Below are 18,106 nucleotides of genomic sequence, written 5' to 3' on the forward strand. Positions count from 1 at the left end.
CCAGGGGCCGAATGGAGAGCAGCCGCAAGGCCGATCGAGCTGTCACCATACTGACAGTATTTTCGAAACTACTCTTCGTGGTCAGTATTCTAACGTCAGCTCATGGCAACAGCACCCACTTTGCTCGTGGAATTGATCCATTCCGTGCTCACGCAGGTCGCGCCAGAAGAGCTGCCCACCTTCGACATCGCGAGGAAGCGGTATCTTGACGATGCCGCAAATGCGGTCAAGACCGGCCGCCTGCCGGCGAAAGCAAGTATCTCCTGTAGTGACGATCCGCTCGGGAGCGGATTCGACATCGACTCGACCGAAGTGCTGGTCGGAGCGGTCGCCTATGTGTGCACCGCCGTGGTGGAGGGCGCGCTGTCGGGCGCGACCGATCAGGTGAAGAAGTATTCCGCGAACGTGGCGACCAAGGCGTTCCGCCGACTGCGGAGGCAGGGTGCGGCTTCCAACTGTGCTCGAGAATGGACGCAGGACGAGTTGGCGGCCATCAGGCAGGTTGCCCTCGTCACGGCCGTGGACTTCGGGCTGGGGGAGCGAGATTCGTCGCTGCTGGCCGACGCGATCGTTGAGGCGCTCCGTAGGTTGCCGACATGAGCCACGATGTCGCCGGCGGGCAGGGCTCGCCGGAGATATCGGTCTTTGGCTTCATTTCGGACGCGGCCCTTCTCAACTACCAACTCGCCGTGGCCATCTTTTGCAGCACCCTGTACTTCGCAACCATGTCGGCCATCCCGTTGAGCCTCTCGTTGGGGCTGCCCACCGACCCGCTGAGTCTCCTGGGGCTCGGTCAGAACGTCAATTATCTGGTCGCCGTGCTCACCCTCGTCGGCTACGAAACTTATGTAGTAACTCGCGCTCGGCGCTGGCGACGGATCGGCGGCCCAGATTTCCAGAATGCCCTTGACGTCGTGACGGACGTGTCACTCGAGATGGAATGTCGGGTACCGCGCCTTCTCGTGGATCCTGAACTGGGCGGTCGCGCGATGGTGGGCCGCGCGGGGTATCTGCGCAGGAGATTCTGCCTGGTCGTTGGACCGGACCTGCTTGCGCTGGCGGGGAAGCCGTCGATGGCGCTGCGGCAGAGATTCGAGGCTGTTGTTCGTCACGAGGTCGGCCATATCGCCAACAACGATGTGCGCATGTACCGCCAGGCGTCTTTCTTCCGACTGTGGTACGGCGTCTGGTGCGCGCTGGTCCTGCTCTCGGTGCCCGTCGTCGTGGCGGCCGACCCGGACCGGTTGGGGGACCTTCGGTGGTCGACCTTCGTGGTCCTGCTGATCAGCATGATCGGTATCGAGTTGCTCCTTCGTGCCTTCCTGCGGTCACGTGAGTTCTTCGCCGACCTCAGAGCCGCGGAGGGTGGCGGAACTGACCTGGCCGCGCTCCTGCGCGACGACCGCCGCCCGGACGCCGGCCAGGCACCCCACGGGCAGCTCAGGAGTTTCCTTCGTCGCCATCCGACGATCAACTCTCGTCGGGAGGTGCTCGCCGACCAGTCCCTGCTGCTGCGTATGCCGGCGCAGCTCATGTTGTTGGCGGGCATCGTCGCCGGCTTCGGGTTCGCCATCGTCGATCAGCTTTTCGCCAGTATCGACCCGAACCAGTCGCCGGCGTTCACGCCGGTGCGTGTCATGTTCACGGTTGCGCTCGTAGGTGTACCGCTGGGTCTGTTCGTCGCCCAGGGCATGTGGCGTGAAGTGTGGCATTCCCGATCCGCCGGCAGGCCGGTACGTTTTGTGACGCTGGGCGCAAGCCTCGGCTTTGGCCTGACGGTTGGTGATGTGCTCATGCCGTTCAATCTGGTGGCGCGTCCGACGTACCTGGGCGTCGATCTGACAGCCCGGATCATCGGGGCTGTGGCGCTCTGCCTCTTCGTCGCAACGCTGGCCTCCGCGTGGCTGCGCCTGTTTCCGGCGGTCAAGCCAACGAAATGGTTCCACGCGGTCGCGACCATGATCGCCATCCTGGCGACCTGTGGGTTCGTTGGTCTCGCTGCACGCGGACAGTTGCCGACGTTCGTCCTCATGATCGTCCTGTTGGGGGCATGCGCCGCCTGCGGGTATCTGGTTCTCAGACGTGCCGCACTCGTCGAGGGTCGACCGACGGAGTGGGCCAGCTCCGCCAGTCTTTCCGGCCTCGTTCTCGTCGGGACACCCTTGGTGGCGACCGCGGCCCTGCTGCTTCCCCAGCCACCCCTGCTCTCCTGAACGCAGGACACATCCCAACGCCCAGGGAGTGAGCCATCGAAGTAACCACGAAGACCCGAGTGCTGATCCTGCTGCCGCCCTACGTCGTCGGGGTGTGGCTGCTCTTCTTCGCGGGGATGAACGGCAGCGACGGAATGGGCATGCTGGCCGCGGTGCTCATCGGGGCGGGCCTCTCCGTCGTGGTGCAGATAACCTGGTTGCGCGGGCGGTTGAGGCCCGGCGGCGCACTGGCCTGGAACATGCTGAGCCTGGCGGGGCTCGGGCTGTTGTTCGGGCTGGTTGGCAGAGGCGAGGGGACGGTCGGTGCCGTCCTGGGCGTCGGCGCCGGTCTCCTGGCCAACGCCGCATCGATGTGGCTCGGTGACCTGACCCAGTTTCGTCAGCGCCCGCGGGTGTTCCTGAGCTACCGGCGCAGTGACTCCGAACGGGTTACTCGGGCGGTCTACGACGCACTCGTCGCGCGATACGGCCCGCACCAGGTCTTCCTCGACGCGCACTCGCTCGTACCCGGCCGCGACTACCGGACCGAACTGCCCCGCGTGGTACGGCGCTGCAACGTGGTCCTCGTCATGATCGGCCCGTCCTGGTTGGAGGCCCGCGACAACGGCGGCCGGCGGCGGTTGGACCAGCCCGATGACTACGTCCGTCTGGAGATCGAGACGGCGTTGGAGGCTCAGCGCACCGTCGTGCCGGTGCTCGTCGACGGCGCGGACCGGCCCCGGCCGGATGACCTGCCGGAGAGCCTCGCCGCCCTGCCCTACCGGCAGGGCGCACGACTGCGGCCGGAGGCCGATCTGCCGGACGACGTCGCGGTCCTGGTCGACCAGTTCGAGAAAGAGCTCAAACATCATCCCCGAGACTCGCTGGCACTGCTGCCATCCGTACGGCGGTGGCAGCGGCGGTTGGTGATTGGCACCGTCCTCGTGCTACTGCTGGCTCCGCTCGGCTGGGGCCTGACCGACGGCCTCACCCGCTGGTCGCGAATGGTCAACGACGCGGCGTTGTCCCCGGACGGCACCCGGCTGGTGACGACTCACGGCCAGGGCGCGAATGTGACGAGCAGCGTGCGGATGTGGGACGTCACCACCGGCCGGCTCATCGGGGCGCGTGACTTCCCCGCCGGCCGCGACGCCCCGGTCTGGACCGTCGTGTGGTCTCCGGACGGGCGGCGGCTCGCGACCGGTCACAGCAGTGGTGAGCTGCGGATCTGGGATGCGGATCGGCTGGAGCCCGGCCCGCCGGTTCCCGGCCACCAGGGTCCCCTCGACGAGATCTCCTGGTCGGCCGACAGCGAGCTGGTCGCCACGGGCGACGGCGTCGGAACGGTCCGGGTGTGGCAGGCGGACACCGGCGCCCTGCTCCACCAGGTCGTCCGAGCGCTCGGCGACTTCCGCATCAAGACGGTCGCCTGGTCACCGCGAGCTCTCCGCCTGGCCGTGGCCGGCGGACCCACCCTGTTGGTCCTGGACCTCGACGGTCCCCGGCTGCACGAGTCCTACCGGTACCAGCACACCAAGGACTTCTCCGGACTGGAGTGGAACCCCGCCGGAACCCGGCTGGTGACCGCGACCTACCACTCGGTGGACGCCGACAAGTCGCCCAACCTTCACGTGTACGAGCTGGGCGACCGCACCATGACGGAGGTATCCGACACCTCCGGTGAGGTCGCTGATCCACAGTGGGCGCCAGAGGGCGAGAGCCTCGCCTGGTTCGAGATGAACGACTTCACGGTACGGATCTGGAACGCGGACACCCGAGCACTTGAGCAGGTACTCAGCGCGTCGTACACGTACGACGCGAATGTGCGGTGGGCACCGGGCGGCACGGCGCTGGCCTCAGCACCCAAGTCCCACCTGCTGGTGTGGGCGAGGAACGGGCTGCGGCGAGCCGACCTCACCGACCACGTCGAAGACGCGGAGGTGGTGGGTTGGACGCGCGACGGACAGGTGGTGACAGTCCGAGGGACCGAAGTGCGGGTCTGGGACGTCGACCACGGGCGCACCGATGCCGTCTGTGAGATGTCCCTGTGGGAGGGCCTGCGCCACTACTGATGGCGAATCGGGTAACACGCTCCCGCCGCGGCCTGCGGTGATCGTCACCAGCCGGTCGGCCACCGCGTCCCGCCCACGACCGCGATGGGTTGCCGACCGGCGGTCACGCGGTCCTTCACCGTTTGGCCTGCGCTTCCGGCCGGGGTTGTGGCTCCCAGGGATCTCCGGTCGCGCCGGCGGCGAGGTGTTCCTCGTAGCTGGCAACCTTGCCGTTGACGAGATCGAGGCAGTCGCTCAACTGCGCGAGCTGCTCGGTGATGTGACGCCGGTGTTCGCGGAGCAGTTCGAGCCGTTCGGCCTCGTTGCCGCTGCCCTCGCGGACGAGCTGGGCCAGGCGGCTGATCGTCGTGAGCGGCATCCCCGAGGCGCGGAACTTCACACAGTTCGCCAACCACTCCACGTCCCAGGCGCTGTAGACACGCCTGCCGGATCCGTCACGCCGCACCTCGCCTGCCAACAAGCCCTTGCGCTCGTAGAGCCGCAGGGTGTGCACGCTCAACCCGGTGCGCTGCGCCACCTGTCCGATGCTCAGGTCCCTGTCCGACACAGTGCCGACCGTAGCCCGTAGCCCGTAGCCCGTTGCCCGTTGACCTAGACCGCGGTCTAGCACCTAGCGTCGGCGCCATGACCAGCGACACGACCCGCACCATGTTCGGCGCCCACAGCACGACCGGAGACGTCCTCGCCGGAGTTGACCTCAGCGGCAGGACCGCCGTCGTCACGGGTGGCTACTCCGGCCTCGGTCTCGCGACCACCCGCGCGCTGACCCGCGCCGGGGCACGGGTCGTCGTACCGGCTCGCCGGCCGGACGCAGCGCAGCAGGCGCTCGCCGGCGTGGCCGGGGTCGAGGTCGACCAGGTCGATCTCGCTGACCTCGCGTCCGTCCGCGCGTTCGCCGAACGGTTTCTCCACGGCCATCCCGTCCTCGACATCCTGGTGGCGGGAGCCGGGGTCATGGCGTGCCCGGAGACGCGGGTGGGACCCGGCTGGGAGGCGCAGTTCGCGATCAACCACCTCGGTCACTTCGCGCTCGTGAACCTGCTGTGGCCGGCGCTCACCGCCTCCGGTGAGGCTCGTGTCGTCTCGGTCGCCTCGGGGCGCGACCCCTCGTGGCGGATCCGGTGGGACGACGTGCAGTTCGAGCGCGGCTACGACAAATGGGAGGCCTACGCCCAGTCCAAGCTCGCGAACATCCTGTTCGCCCGCCACCTCGGCCTGCTCGGCAGACCGCACCGGGTCCGCGCCTTCTCCGTCAACCCCGGCTACATCCGGACTCCGCTGCAACGACACCTCGCGGTGGAGGAGATGGTCGCCGCGGGCTGGATCGACGCGGACGGGACTCCTGCGCCGGGCCTGTTCAAGACCGTCGAGCAGGGCGCGGCGACCCAGGTCTGGGCCGCCACCTCACCCCACCTTGACGCGTACGGCGGCGACTACTGCGTGGACTGCCGGGTCACCGACGGCAGCCGCGGCGACAGCGCTACGGCGGCCCGGCTCTGGGCGCTCTCGGCCGACCTGACCGGCCTCGACCTCATCGGCCGAGCCTGACCTGTCCCGCCAGGTTGCCGCCCGTCCGTCCTGACGTCGCGGCCGGACGAGGCACCTGCGGTAGCGGCGGCGCCTCGGTGAGGTCGCGGCGCGCCGTGCTGCCGGACGCGCTGTGGCCCGTCTAGAGCCAAACCCGCGTGGTCAGGGCGGATGCCCGTTCGACGGAGACCACGCTGGCGGATCATCGCGGTGGCGCCGCCCGTTGTCCGGAATCGATTCGCGCACGTCCATGCAAGCCTTAATTTCACGAACTTCGATGTCCCGGTCCTGGCTCGATGGGGAGCGTTGGTGCGCCGCGGACGGTTCTGGGAGGAGACTTCATGCGCGGACGTAGAAGGGCGACCCTGGTGGCGGCGGTGACGCTGGCGCTGGGCGGGCTGGTCGGGATCGGCGCCACTCCGGCTGCGGCGGACCCGCAGGGCGGCACGCTGCGCGGCGTCTACTACGACGGCCAGTTCTGCAACAGCTACGGCAGCGAGGGCGCACAGACCGGCCTGTGGAGCTGGTACTACTGCGAGTACCGGCAGTACGGCCCCAATGCGCCCGGCTTCTACTTCCTCTGGACTTTTACCTACTAGCTACGAGCGCCCGGGTCGCGGCGGCGAGCCGCTGCCGTGCGGTGAGGTCGTAGGCCTGCTGGTGGGCCGGGGCGTCGTCGAACCGGTCGAAGTAACGCCCGGACACTCCGTCCAGAGCGGGGTCCGCGACGAGCCGCAGGGTGGGCAGCACCCCGGCGTCGACGGTGGTGATCGGGGTGAAGCCGCCGGCGCGCACCAGCGGAGTGTCCATGAGGTGGGCGGGGTGTACGGCGTTGATTGTCAACACGTCGGACGGCACCTCGGCCGCCAGGTCGAAGGTGGACATGATCATCGCGAGCTTCGCCCGGCAGTACGCGACGACCGCGTCGTAGGGGCCGTTCTCGAAGCCGACGTCATCGAGGTCGACAGGGGCCTGACCCATCGACGCCACGTTCACGACGCGGGCCGGAGCGGATGTGGTCAGGAGCGGTAACAGTTCGGTGGTGAGCAGGTAGGGCGCGAGATGGTTCACGGCCAGGAGCAGTTCGTGGCCCTGTCGGCTCACGTCGCGTCGGGTCGGGTCGGTCGCGCCGACGGCCGCGTTGTTGACAAGTACGTCAAGCCGATGCTCGCGTTCGCGCACGCGTGCCGCCAGAGCGCGGACCTGGTCGAGGTCGGCCAGGTCCGCGAGGTACGTCCGCACCGCGGGTGTCAACGCGCGCAGGTCGCCGGCGACGGCGTCGAGCCGCGCCTGGTCCCGTCCGTGCAGCAGAAGCGTGGCCCCTCGTACGGCGAGGTCGCGGGCGAGGTGGTAGCCGACGCCGCTGGTGGCGCCGGTGATCAGTACGACCTTGTCTCGCACAGTGTCTCCGTCTCTTGATACCAATCAAGACCTTGACGGTAGCAATCATCCTGACAGGTGTTCAACCCGGTACGATCTGATCGTGGAGATGCCTGCCGACGAACGCCTCGGCTTCGACATCAAGCGCGCCGAACAGGCGCTGATGGCGGCCAAGGCCGCGGCGCTGCGCCCGGCCGAACTGACTGTCGCTCAGTACGCGGCACTGTTCGCCCTCGCCGACAACCCCGGCATGTCCGGAGCCGCGCTGGCGCGAGCCTGCCTGGTGACGCCCCAGGCCATGACCGGCGTCCTCAAGGCCCTGGAGGATCGAGGGCTGGTGCGACGCTCGCCGCACCCCTGGCACCGCCACGTCCTGGAGACCAGCCTCACCGAGCAGGGCCGCGCCACGCTGCGTCGGTGCGACCGCGAGGCGGTGCGCATCGAACGGCGGATCGCCGACGCGCTGAGCCCCGCCGAACGCCACCAGCTCCGTGACCTGCTGTCCAGGTGCGTCGAGGCGATCCGTGACTCCGGCCAACCGGGATCGGACCACTGACGCGGCAGGTGGATATTTGCGTGACACGCATATTTGCGTGGTGCGCAAGAAGTGTTAGCGTGGTGCCATGACGGGGCTGCGGGAGCGCAAGAAGGCCGAGACGCGGGCGGCGCTCGGCTGGGCCGCGATCCACCTCACCGCGGAGCGCGGCTACGACAACGTCCGTGTGGAGGACATCGCCGAGGCGGCCGGCGTGTCCCCGCGTACCTTCAACAACTACTTCTCCAGCAAGGCGGAGGCGATCGCCTCCCGCCATCTCGACCGCAGTCTGCGCACCGCCGCCGCGCTGCGCGAACGCCCCGCCGACGAGCCGCTCTGGGCGGCCCTCACCCAGGCCGCGCTGGAGCAGTTCACCCGCGGTCCCGAGGTCGAGGCGATGCCGTCCCCCGCACACGCCCAGTGGGTGGCCGGCGTCCGCACCATGCTCGCCGAGCCCGCGCTACAGGGCGAGCGGCTGCGCGCCGTCGCGGTCGCCGAGGCCGAGTTGGCCGCCGCGGTCGCCGAGCGCACCGGCACCGACCTCGCCACCGACATGTATCCGAGGCTCGTCGCGGCCGCCGCCAGCGCCGCCGTCGCCGTCGCCATGCAGCACTACCTCGACAGCGCCGACCCGCCCACCCCGATCGAGCGCCTCATCACCGACGCCTTCGCCCAGCTCGCCGCCGGCCTCCCGGCGCCACCCCGCTGACCCCGACCTCCGCTCGAGCACCACCTCACCCACGTCTTCAGCCGCGTCACCCCCGCGGCGGGCCGGCCGCGTGCCCCGCCTGCCGTGGCGATGACGCACGCCCCGAAAGGATCACGACCATGATCGATGTCCTCATTGTCGGAGCCGGTCCGAACGGCCTCATGCTCGCCTGCGAACTGGCCCTCGCCGGCGTCCACCCCGTCGTCCTCGAACGTCACGCCACGCCCACCGGCGAGCCCCGCGCCAACGGTCTCGTCGGCCAGGTCGTCCGACTGCTCGACCGGCGTGGCCTCTACGCACGGCTCAGCGGCGACAGCACCCCGCCGACCCCCCAACCAGCCTTCGTCTTCGGCGCGTTCCCGCTGGATCTCACGGTGCTCGCGGAGAACCCGCACTACGTGCTGGGCGTGCCGCAGGCCCAGCTCGAGGCCGCCCTCGCCGCCCGAGCCGCCGAACTCGGCGTCGACCTGCGCCGCGGCCACGAGGTCGTCGACCTTCGCCAACGCCCCGACGCGGTCGAGGTGAGCCTTGCCGACGGTACGCAGCTCAGCTCCCGTTTCCTCGTCGGCGCCGACGGTGGCCGCAGCGCGGTGCGCCGCCTCGCCGGCATCGACTTCCCCGGCGCCACCTTCGACCGGTCGATCTCCCGCACCGCCACCGTGACCGTCCCCGCGTCATCCCTCGACCCCGAGACCGGCGGCTTGCGGGTGCCCGGCTACGGGGTCGTTTCGCCGTTCCAGCACACCCGCACCGCACGCGGTCTGATCGCCTGGGCTCCGTTCCCCGGTCGTCCGGCGATCCTGAGCACGACGGAGTGGCCGGACACGCCGCCGAGCGACGAGACCCCGATGGACCTGGCGGAGCTACGCGCCAGCGTCGCCCGGGTGCTCGGTGCCGACATCCCGGTCGGCGCGCCGGACGGCCCCGGCCTGCTGCGGCGGCTGACCGGTCGCAACACCCGCATCGCCGCCCGCTACCGCGCCGGCCGGGTGCTGCTGGTCGGCGACGCCGCGCACGTGCACCCCGCGATCGGCGGCCCCGGCCTCAACCTGGGCCTGCAGGACGCCGCCAACCTGGGTTGGAAGCTCGCCGCCACGGTCCGCGGCTGGGCACCGCAGGGCCTGCTCGACACGTACGAGAGTGAGCGTCGCCCCGTCGCCGAACGGGTCGTCATGTCCACCCAGGCGCAGTCGGCGCTCATCGGCCCCGGCGAGGAGATCACCGGCCTGCGGGAACTCTTCGCCGAGCTGCTGCGCAAGCCGGAGGTGACCGGGCACATCGCGGCGCTGATGTCCGGCGCGGACATCAGCTACCCCGCCGACCCCGCGGACCCGTTGGCCGGTCGCTGCGCGCCCGACGTGGTCGTGCACGGTGACCATGGCCCGGTGCGCCTCGCCGAGCTGACCCGCGCCGCCCGGCCGCTGCTGCTGGACTCCACGGGCGCCTACGCCGAGGTCGCCGCGCCCTGGCGTGACCGGGTCGACGTGGTCACCGGCCCGCTGGAGGGCACGACCGCTACCGCGTTGCTCGTGCGCCCCGACTGCTTCGTCGCCTGGTCCGCCGGGGACGCCGGTACGCTGCGCGCCGCGCTCACCCACCACTTCGGCCTGCCGGATTGAGAGGCCGCCAACTCATGGTTGTCCGGCGCCCGCAACGTTGACTGACGCAGATGGGGGTTTGCGACGTAGTTCGCGCAACACGCCGTGCCGGCGTACCGCCCACACGAGCCGCCGGACGCTCGGATGCCGCACGAACAGCACGGCCACCTGGCGGATCAGGCCGATCCGGTTGTCGCTCACCTGGTTGTCGATCGCCTGCCAGATCAGCTCGCGCACCTTGGCGCTGTCCAGCACGGCTCGCATCTCCCGGCGCACCGCGGGATCCTCGGCCGCCGAAGCGATGGCGGCAGCCTGACCCGGCCGGTCCGCGAGCGGCTCCACCGCCGCCGCGACGAGTGGCCGACGCACCTCGTCCTGCTCCAGCAGCAGCAACACGGCTTCCCGAATCTCGGGGGTGTCCAGGGCGGACCGCAGCAGGCTCAACAGGCTGCGCTCGACCTCGCGGTCATGGTCGGCGACGGACAACGTGGCCAGCAGCACCGCCACCTCGTCGAGGTCGATGAGGTGACGCAGCCCGCTGCGGAACTCGGGCAGTTCCCAGGCGACCTGGAGAGCCTTGACGAGATTGCGGTTCATGAACCATCCGCTACCCGGAAGCGACAGCCGGCGAAACCCTGCGGCCTGTCCGGTCACGGCACGTGTTGGAGACTTCCTGGCTACCGCGGTCGAGCCAGTGGGCCGGCCCGGTAAACCTTTCGCGCCGACGCGGTGTCTTGCTGGTTGACGAGGCCCGGGAGGTCGGATGAGTGATTCGCGTGGGGCGGAGTTCGATGACTTCGTTCGTACCCGGTCGGTGGTGCTGCTGCGGGTTGCCTTCCTGCTGACCGGGGATCGGCACGCGGCCGAGGACCTGCTCCAGGAGGTGCTGGAGCAGGTGTACGTGCGCTGGCGTCGGGTGCAGAGCAGCCCGGAGGCGTACGCGCGGCGCGCGCTGGTCAATCGGTCGATCAACCGGTGGCGGTGGCGTGCCAGACGTCCCGAGCGGGCGCTGGGTGACCACGACCAGGTTGCCCGGGACCATGCCGACGCCGTCGCGGTTCGCGAGCTGGTCGTCGGGGCGCTGCGGGCGTTGCCGGCTCGGCAACGGGCCGCGGTCGTGCTCCGTTACCTGGAAGATCTGCCGGTCGCCGACGTCGCGGCGGCGATGGGGTGCTCCGCGGGTGCGGTGAAGAGTCACGCCTCGCGTGGGTTGGCGCGGCTGCGGGAGGCGCTTGCGGAATCGGATCTCGCCCTGCCCATCACCGAAACCAGGAGTTCGCGATGACGATGAACGACAGTGACGTACGCGAGATCCTGCGTCGCGCCACGGATTACCTGGTCGCCCCGGCTGGTCTGTTGGGTGCGGTGCGCCGGGGTGGGCGGCGCCGGGTGGTGCGCCGCCGGTCCGTCCTGGCGGCTGTCTGCGCGGCAGTGGTGGCCCTCCCCGTGGCTGGCGGGCTTCGGCTGGCCGGCGACGGAGGAGCGGCACCGGTCGCCGCGCCGATGTTCGACGAGCCGACGCGCGGTGACCTGGCCGCCGACGACGGGTACCTGCGGCAGGTCCGCGAGGCCTGGAAGCGCCGGCTGGAGCAGACCGGCGGGACGACGCGCGGCGAGCCGCACGTCGTCTGGGCGGGAACCACACCCGCCGGCCCGGCCGCCTACGTCGCCGACAGCACCACGCGCCACACAACTGTGGGGTTCGTCGAACCCACCGCCGACGGCCCGCGCATCGGCACCCTGACGGTTGTCGACGACACCGGAACGGACGGCATCGAGCAGGCGGCTCTGTTCGGACCGCAACGCGACGTGCTCCTCGTTCTCGACTTCGGGCAACCCGTGGAGTTCTCGGCGGACCTGCGGTATCTGCCCGACGGCAAGGTCGAGCGGACCTTCACTCCGGTGGCGTTCCGAGACGGTGCTGCGGTGATGTCGGTACCACCGCAGCGCACGAAGCTCACCGTCGCGCTCGCCAGGACGCCGGTCAGCCGGGAGAACATGGTTCACATCAACAACACCGAACTGATCCAGTTTCCCGGTGGTCAGGACCGGCCGGCGCCACCGCTGATCCGCCACACGTTGCCCGGCGCCCAGCAGGTCTGGGGCACCGACCCGGCTGCCGAGCAGGTGAGCGCGCCAGCCGAGGCCATCGCCGACTACATCGACCCGGTGGGCGTGCACACGCACAACGGATCTCCCCGGCTGTGGGTCTACGGGGCTACCCCCGACGGCCGGCGGCTCCTCGTGGAAACCATCCAGTACGACGACGACCCGTCCCGCGTCATCGCCCTGCTCGCCGGCAGAGACCTGCCCTTCGAGGCGGTCGCCGGCACGACCGTGGACTGGTCGGCACCGCTGCCGGTGCAGCTACGACTGCCTGACGACCAGGGCGTTCTGGTCGCCGCCGAGGGGTCGGCGTTGAGCTACCGAGTCGCCGGCGGTCAATGGCAGGACGCCGGCCGTAACGCGGCGCTGCTACCCGCTGCGGCCACCGACGTACGTGTCACAGACGCCGCGGGAACCACGACCACCGTCCCCGTCGATTCCTGATCCAGGGCTCCCCGCGCGGCCCACGAACAGGTCAGGGGCGGTTGTGCACGAACCACGCGTCTCCGGCGGGCAGGGCAACGGCGACCTCCCACCGGCTCAGTTCGAGGCCGAAAGTATTCCCGACCGTCCCGTCCTACCGGGAGACGGCGTCTCCGCCCGGGGCAGGGGTGACCGGCCGGGTAGCCGCGGGGTCGACGCGGGTGCGGGCCGCGCTCGACACGGGCCCGGTGGCGCCCCGCCGTGCGTCCACGGCGAGCAGCGTGAGCGCGACAAGCGTCAGCAGCCCACCGGCGAGGGCCAGCGGCCGCGCCCCCGAGGTGGGCAGGAGGACACCGCCGAGCAGCGAACCACCGGCGATGCCGGTGTTGAAGGCGGTGCTGACGCCCGCCGAGGCGATGTCGGTGCTGCCCGGGGCCAGTTGCAGCATCCGGCTCTGCACGGCGGAGCCGAACGCCGCGTAGGCGAGGCCGATGCCGGCGAGGAGTACGACCGCTCCGGGCCGGAGCGCGCCGAGCGCGTACAGGCCGAACAGCGAGGCCGTGCCGATGCCCAGCGGCGTCAGCAGGGAGGCGGTCGGCCGCGCGTCCAGGGTCCGGGCCGCGGCCAGGGTACCGACGACGCCGGCGGCGCCGGCGGCGAACAGCAGCGGCGCCAGCACCGCGTCGGCGAAGCCGCTGACGTCGAGCAGGAACGGTGTGACGTAGGTCTGCAGGGTCATGAACCCGCCGATGCCGAGGGCGGTCGCGACGAGCAACAGGATGAAGCGTCGCCCGTCCGGCGCGGTGCCCCGGGCGGCGCCGCCAGCGGCCGGGGGATAGGAGGGCAGGAAGACGAGCACCGCGGCGGCGATGACCAGACCAACCCCGGCCAACACCGCGAACGCCACCCGCCACCCGGCGTGCTGCCCGAGCCAGGTGCCGAGGGGTACGCCGAGCACCGGGGCGAGCGTCGCCCCGGTCGCGAACAGCGCCACCACCCGACCGCGTACCGCGACCGGAAAGGGCCCGGTCACGGCCGCCGTGGCGACGGACCAGAAGAGTGCCTGCGCGAGGGCTGTCGCGAGTCGGGCGCCGGCCAGCACGGCGTACGTGGAGGCGAGCGCTGCTGTGGCGTTCGCGGCGGCGAACAGGAGCATCGTGACGCCGAGCAGGTGCCGTCGGGGGATCCGCTGGGTCAGCCGGGCCAACGGCACGGATGCCAGCACGACCACGACGGCGTACCCGCTGACCAGCAGACCCACCTGGGAGCGGGACCTGTCGAGTTCGGGTGCGATGTGGGTCAGCAGGCCGACGGGCAGCAACTCGGTCGTGATGAACGCGAACGCGGCGAGGGACAGGGCGACGAGCACGGCCCTGGCCCTTCGCGGCGACACCTCCTGCGCCATGGCCCACCCCCATTCGTGATCACCGTAATCGAGGGTTCCGTCCCCGTTGCGCGGCGGATCACCCGGGCGCGGCTCCCGCGCCCCGGGCCGGCGCCGCGCCGGCGGTCGCGAGGTGGGCCCGGGTCAGGATCGTGTCCGGAAGGGGGCGAGCACGGCACGGATCTGGTCGGCCGCGCCCCAGTCGTCGTCGAACTGCGCCAGCACGGCGAGGTGTTGTCGCAACTGGACGATCGGCATCCGGGCCCGCCAGCCGTCGTCGAGCGCGGTCAGCTCCGCGTAGACCTCGAAGAACCGTCGCGCCTCGGGCGGGGGCGAGGTGGACCACACGTGGGCGAGGTCGACCTCGGCCCACATGTAGGACACCGCCGGGTCGATAAGTGCGGGCTGCCCGTCCGCGGTGGACAGGATGTTCTGGGTCCACAGGTCGCCGTGTGTCAGGCACGCGGGCCGGTCCGGCAACAGGTCGGGCAGCCGGTCGCAGAGCCGTTCCAGGGCCGCCCGGTCTCCGGCGTCGAGTGCCGCCTCCACCCGGGGCTGCCCGAGCCACCGGAGCAGCCGGTGCTCCGCGAAGAACTCGTAGCCGTTGTCATGCCACGTGTTGACCTGACGGCGGCGGCCCAGCCAGTTGTCGTGGTGCCAACCGAAGCGGGGATGGGTCGTGTTCAGGTGCATGTCGGCGAGCAGGTGTGCGAGCCGCTCCCAGAAGACCTCGCTGTGCGGCCTCGGGCGCAACACCGACAACACGAGCAGTGCGCGGTCGGCCAGGAGCACCTCGGGTGTCGGTACGCGGCCGAGTTCGCGCAGGGCGGCCAGCCCTTCGGCCTCGGCGAGGAAGACCCCGTCGGCCGGCGCGTCGGCGAAGGCCTTGACGAACACCGACGGCGCGTCCCGGCGGGTGGCTATGCCCGCGACCGCCGCAACCCCGCCGGCCACCGGCTCCACCGTGACGACCTCGTCCATACCGGCCGCGAGCAGGCGCTCCAGCAGGATCGTCGTCGAGCGCATCAGGGCGCACTCCTCATGGTCGGTGTGCTCGGGTCACACCACAGCTTAGGGGGCGGCGAACCGCCTCCCGGGCGGTGACGCTGTCCATCGTGGATCGCCGGCACCGGCAACCCGATGGCTCTCAGCGACGGGCAGCCGCCTCGACGATCTCGGCGATCGCGTCGAACGGGTTGTGCTGACCGATCTCCTTGGCCATGATGTCGGCCTGGGAGCGGTAGCCCGGGTCGTGCAGCACCGTCCGCACGGCGGCGCGCAACTCGGCGACCGTGGGCCGGCCGGTCCGCAGGTTGACACCGGTGCCGCTCCACTCGACGCGGGCCGCCACCTCCGGCTTGTCCTCGCTGGCACCGGCGACCACCAGCGGCACCCCGTAGTACAGGGCGGTCTGCACCCCGCCGTAACCACCGTTGGTGACAAGCGTGTCGGCGTGCGGGAGCAGCCGGTCGAACGGCACGAAGCTGGCCAGCCGCACGTTGTCCGGCACGTCGGTCAGGGCCTGGCGGACCAGTTCGGGCCCGTCCTCGCGTGCGGTCGCGGCCACCACGAGGACGTCGAGGTCGGCGAGGGCACGCACCGTGGGGATGATCAGCTCGCTCAGATCGTTGTTGGCGACCGTCCCCTGCGTGACGACCACCACCTGCCGACCCGCCGACAACTCCGGCCACCACGCCGGCTCCGCGTACGTGCTGCTGGGCGCGGGAGGGAGCGTACCGACGAACCGCAGGTGCTCGGGGAGGTCGCCGCGGGGGTACTCGAAGCTGGGCACTGTCAGTTGCAGATAGTGGTCGGTACGCCGGAAGGGCACGTCGAAGAGGTAGTCGGGCATCGGCACACCCAACGACGTGAGCGTCGCCTCGCCGAATCTCTGCAGATCGGCAAAGAGCTGGCGCACCTCGGCGTTCATCGCCCGGTTGCGGGCGCGTCCCTGCTCGCCTGACGTCGGCAGCAGGCCGGGGCCGAACGCGGGCGCGTCCTCGCTCTGGATCAGCAGGGGGATCGAGCCCAGCGTCACGAGCGTCGGGCGCTCCCGCGGCGGCGCGGAGAGGCTGAGCACCGGTATCGACCAGAACCCGAGCTCACCCAGCACCACGTCGGCGGGGAACCGCGCCAGTAGCGCCCGCAGACCCCGGACCTGCGCGGGGAGTTGGCCCAGGAAGAAGGTCTCGAAGTCGAACGACAGCTGGGCCGGTCCGGGCGGCAGCGTGGCCCGCAGCGGAAAGAGCGAGTCCAACCTCCGGTCGTCGAGGTCGGCCTCCGGCGGCAACGCCTGGAATCGCGCGCCGATCGCCAGAGCGCGCGCCTCGAACCGGGACCCGGTGTAGACGACCACCTCATGGCCCCGCCGGACCAGGTCCGCCGCGATCGTGAGGACCGGGCCCACGTGCCCCTCGAAGGGAGTCGCTCCGACGATTACCCTTGCCATCTCTGTCTCCTCACGTCCGCGCCCGTACCGGCGATCGGCACGCCGGTGTCACCGTAGGTCACGACTGCCGCGTCCCTTGTCCGGCCACGAGCTCGATGATCGTCTTGCCGGCTGTGCGGCGGTCGGGGGCGAACGCGGCGGCCGTTTCGGAGAGCGGGCGCACCGCGCCGACGATCGGGTTGAGCCGCCCGTCCCGCAGGCGCTGGGCGAGGTCGGCCAGCCGGGCGCGGTCAGGTTCGACGACGAAGAAGATGGCTCGCCCGTTCCTCGGCTGGACGGTGGGCGGCGCGGCGATGGTGACGAGGGTGCCGCCCGGACGTACCAGTTCGGTCGATCGTTCCAGGATGTCGCCGCCGATGACGTCGAGCACCACGTCCACCTCGCCGACGTGCCGCAGCTCGTCGGCGGCGAGGTCCACGAAGGTGTGCGCGCCGAGGGCGAGCGCGACGGCGCGGTCGTCCGCTCGTCCGGTCCCGATCACGTGGGCGCCCACCTCGTTGGCGAGTTGGACGGCGATCGAACCGACGCCACCCGCGGCCCCGTGGATGAGGACAGTCTGGCCGGCCGTGAGGTGGGCGTGGTCGAAGAGCCCCTGCCAGGCGGTCAGTCCGGAGATGGGCAGCGCCGCGGCCACGGTGTGGTCGATCCCGGCCGGCAGCGGGGCGAGGTTGCGTGCCTCCACCGCTGTGTATTCGGCGAGGGATCCGTTGCGGGCCCAGTCGCTCAGTCCGAACACCCGCTGGCCCACGCTGAGGCCGGTGGTGCCGTAGCCGAGTTCGACCACGACCCCGGACAGCTCGTGCCCGGGGATGGTGGGGGTCCGGTCGTGGCCGGCGCGATCGGTCCACGTCGCCGGCCAGTCGAGCTCTCCGGGCGTGAAGCCGGCGGCGTGCACGCGAACGATGACGTCGTTCTCCGCTGCGTGCGGGTAGGGCATGTCGGTCAGGGTGAGCCCGCTGACACCCGCGGTACGGTCGCGGACGGTGATCGCTCGCATGCTCGAAGCCTTTCCAGGAGAGTTCGTCGGTAGGCCGTGGCGGTGGGGATCGGCGGGTCAGCTCGGCCAGGGCGATCCGACGATGCGCTCGACGGTCGTCACCCGCTGGAAGCCGGGGATGAAGTGTTCGAGGATGTCGGAGTTCACGGTGCCGTTCGTGGTGTCGGGACGGTTCTTCAGCCCGTCGACGTGGGCTCGCAGAAACTCGTTCTTGAAGTCACCTCGTGGATGGGCGGCGAGGATCTCGTCCCGCTGATCGGGCTCCAGTCCGTCCAGGCCGAGGCCGAGCACGTCGGTCAGGACACCGAGATAGGTGGTCGCGATTTCCGGCCCCATCCGGTCGGGAACACCAGGCGTGGTGTGCAGCGCGATCGCCGTCCAGACGGTCTCGGCGGCGGCCGTCGAGAAACCCCGGTCCAGGAGGAACGTGCGGGCGTGGTCGGCGCCATCGATCTCGAAGCGCTGCTCGACGTCGGAAAAGGGAGTCAGCAGACCGGAATCGTGGAACATCGCCGCCAGATAGAGCAACTCCGGATCCGGTTCCACGCCCAGCCGGTGCGCGTGAATCAGGCCGAAGAGATAAACCCTGCGGGAGTGGTGGTAGATGACCGGCCTGGTCGTCCCCTGGATGTGCCGGGTCGCCTCCGCGACCGCCGTGGTGTCCGGAATCGTCAACCCCGCGATGACCTCTGGCATGTTCCTGGCCTTTCGAAACTGTGTCGGTAGCTGTTTGG

General features: G+C 70.5%; 18 protein-coding genes. 10 read left to right on the top strand and 8 right to left on the bottom strand.

Annotation, left to right across the window (positions count from 1 at the left end):
- Nucleotides 1-102: 102 nt before the first annotated feature.
- From AB0F61_RS26670 to AB0F61_RS26680, 3 genes are read left to right on the top strand one after another with little or no spacing between them, the layout of a single operon-like run.
- Entirely contained in the window at nt 103-600 is a 498-nt protein-coding gene (locus AB0F61_RS26670; RefSeq protein ID WP_357814756.1) for a hypothetical protein, read from the top strand.
- Entirely contained in the window at nt 597-2,213 is a 1,617-nt protein-coding gene (locus tag AB0F61_RS26675; RefSeq protein ID WP_357814758.1) for a M48 family metalloprotease, read from the top strand. The genes AB0F61_RS26670 and AB0F61_RS26675 overlap by 4 nt, the downstream gene beginning before the upstream one ends.
- A 59-nt stretch (nt 2,214-2,272) precedes the next feature.
- Complete coding sequence (locus tag AB0F61_RS26680; protein ID WP_357814761.1) at nt 2,273-4,264, top strand: toll/interleukin-1 receptor domain-containing protein; 1,992 nt, start codon at nt 2,273-2,275, stop codon at nt 4,262-4,264.
- A gap of 115 nt (nt 4,265-4,379) precedes the next feature.
- On the opposite strand, the gene AB0F61_RS26685 is transcribed toward AB0F61_RS26680, so the two are convergent.
- On the bottom strand, nt 4,380-4,811 hold the full coding sequence (locus tag AB0F61_RS26685) for a MerR family transcriptional regulator (RefSeq protein ID WP_357814764.1): 432 nt from the start codon (nt 4,809-4,811) through the stop codon (nt 4,380-4,382).
- 77 nt (nt 4,812-4,888) lie between these two features.
- Here AB0F61_RS26685 and AB0F61_RS26690 point away from each other — a divergent pair, with 77 nt between their 5' ends.
- A complete protein-coding gene (locus AB0F61_RS26690) occupies nt 4,889-5,812 on the top strand; it encodes an oxidoreductase (protein ID WP_357814766.1) in 924 nt (307 codons plus the stop codon).
- A gap of 320 nt (nt 5,813-6,132) precedes the next feature.
- Complete coding sequence (locus AB0F61_RS26695) at nt 6,133-6,390, top strand: hypothetical protein (RefSeq protein ID WP_357814769.1); 258 nt, start codon at nt 6,133-6,135, stop codon at nt 6,388-6,390.
- On the opposite strand, the gene AB0F61_RS26700 is transcribed toward AB0F61_RS26695, so the two are convergent.
- Nucleotides 6,380-7,192 (bottom strand): SDR family NAD(P)-dependent oxidoreductase, encoded by an 813-nt coding sequence (locus AB0F61_RS26700; protein ID WP_357814771.1) that lies wholly within the window; start codon nt 7,190-7,192, stop codon nt 6,380-6,382. The two genes, AB0F61_RS26695 and AB0F61_RS26700, sit on opposite strands and share 11 nt — an antisense overlap.
- An 88-nt stretch (nt 7,193-7,280) precedes the next feature.
- Between AB0F61_RS26700 and AB0F61_RS26705 the strand changes: the two genes are divergently transcribed.
- The 3 genes from AB0F61_RS26705 to AB0F61_RS26715 all read left to right on the top strand — a co-directional run bounded on the left by AB0F61_RS26705 (nt 7,281) and on the right by AB0F61_RS26715 (nt 10,034).
- Nucleotides 7,281-7,727, top strand: a complete 447-nt coding sequence (locus tag AB0F61_RS26705; protein ID WP_357814863.1) for a MarR family transcriptional regulator — start codon at nt 7,281-7,283, stop codon at nt 7,725-7,727.
- Nucleotides 7,728-7,794: 67 nt separating this feature from the next.
- Entirely contained in the window at nt 7,795-8,415 is a 621-nt protein-coding gene (locus tag AB0F61_RS26710; RefSeq protein WP_357814773.1) for a TetR family transcriptional regulator, read from the top strand.
- Nucleotides 8,416-8,534: 119 nt separating this feature from the next.
- Nucleotides 8,535-10,034, top strand: a complete 1,500-nt coding sequence (locus tag AB0F61_RS26715; protein ID WP_357814776.1) for an FAD-dependent monooxygenase — start codon at nt 8,535-8,537, stop codon at nt 10,032-10,034.
- 12 nt (nt 10,035-10,046) lie between these two features.
- Here the strand turns inward: AB0F61_RS26715 and AB0F61_RS26720 are convergent, their stop codons facing one another.
- The gene (locus AB0F61_RS26720) at nt 10,047-10,610 is read right to left on the bottom strand and encodes a hypothetical protein (protein WP_357814778.1); all 564 of its coding nucleotides are present in this window, start codon (nt 10,608-10,610) and stop codon (nt 10,047-10,049) included.
- A 166-nt stretch (nt 10,611-10,776) separates the two neighbouring features.
- Between AB0F61_RS26720 and AB0F61_RS26725 the strand changes: the two genes are divergently transcribed.
- Together AB0F61_RS26725 and AB0F61_RS26730 are read left to right on the top strand one after the other, a co-directional pair.
- Nucleotides 10,777-11,298, top strand: a complete 522-nt coding sequence (locus tag AB0F61_RS26725; protein ID WP_357814781.1) for a SigE family RNA polymerase sigma factor — start codon at nt 10,777-10,779, stop codon at nt 11,296-11,298.
- Entirely contained in the window at nt 11,295-12,563 is a 1,269-nt protein-coding gene (locus AB0F61_RS26730) for a hypothetical protein (protein WP_357814784.1), read from the top strand. The genes AB0F61_RS26725 and AB0F61_RS26730 overlap by 4 nt, the downstream gene beginning before the upstream one ends.
- 133 nt (nt 12,564-12,696) lie before the next feature.
- Here the strand turns inward: AB0F61_RS26730 and AB0F61_RS26735 are convergent, their stop codons facing one another.
- The 5 genes from AB0F61_RS26735 to AB0F61_RS26755 all read right to left on the bottom strand — a co-directional run bounded on the left by AB0F61_RS26735 (nt 12,697) and on the right by AB0F61_RS26755 (nt 18,068).
- Nucleotides 12,697-13,947, bottom strand: a complete 1,251-nt coding sequence (locus tag AB0F61_RS26735) for an MFS transporter (protein WP_357814787.1) — start codon at nt 13,945-13,947, stop codon at nt 12,697-12,699.
- A gap of 123 nt (nt 13,948-14,070) precedes the next feature.
- Nucleotides 14,071-14,952: a fructosamine kinase family protein gene (locus AB0F61_RS26740; RefSeq protein ID WP_357814789.1), complete on the bottom strand. Its 882-nt coding sequence runs from the start codon at nt 14,950-14,952 to the stop codon at nt 14,071-14,073.
- A gap of 121 nt (nt 14,953-15,073) precedes the next feature.
- Nucleotides 15,074-16,375 carry a nucleotide disphospho-sugar-binding domain-containing protein gene (locus AB0F61_RS26745; protein WP_357814791.1) on the bottom strand — a complete coding sequence of 434 codons (1,302 nt, stop codon included), beginning with the start codon at nt 16,373-16,375 and terminating at the stop codon, nt 15,074-15,076.
- Between the two features lie 58 nt (nt 16,376-16,433).
- A complete protein-coding gene (locus AB0F61_RS26750) occupies nt 16,434-17,372 on the bottom strand; it encodes an NADP-dependent oxidoreductase (protein WP_357814794.1) in 939 nt (312 codons plus the stop codon).
- A gap of 57 nt (nt 17,373-17,429) precedes the next feature.
- On the bottom strand, nt 17,430-18,068 hold the full coding sequence (locus tag AB0F61_RS26755; RefSeq protein ID WP_357814797.1) for an HD domain-containing protein: 639 nt from the start codon (nt 18,066-18,068) through the stop codon (nt 17,430-17,432).
- Nucleotides 18,069-18,106 lie beyond the last annotated feature (38 nt).

The organism is Micromonospora sp. NPDC023888 (assembly GCF_040639415.1).
Classification (GTDB): domain Bacteria; phylum Actinomycetota; class Actinomycetes; order Mycobacteriales; family Micromonosporaceae; genus Micromonospora.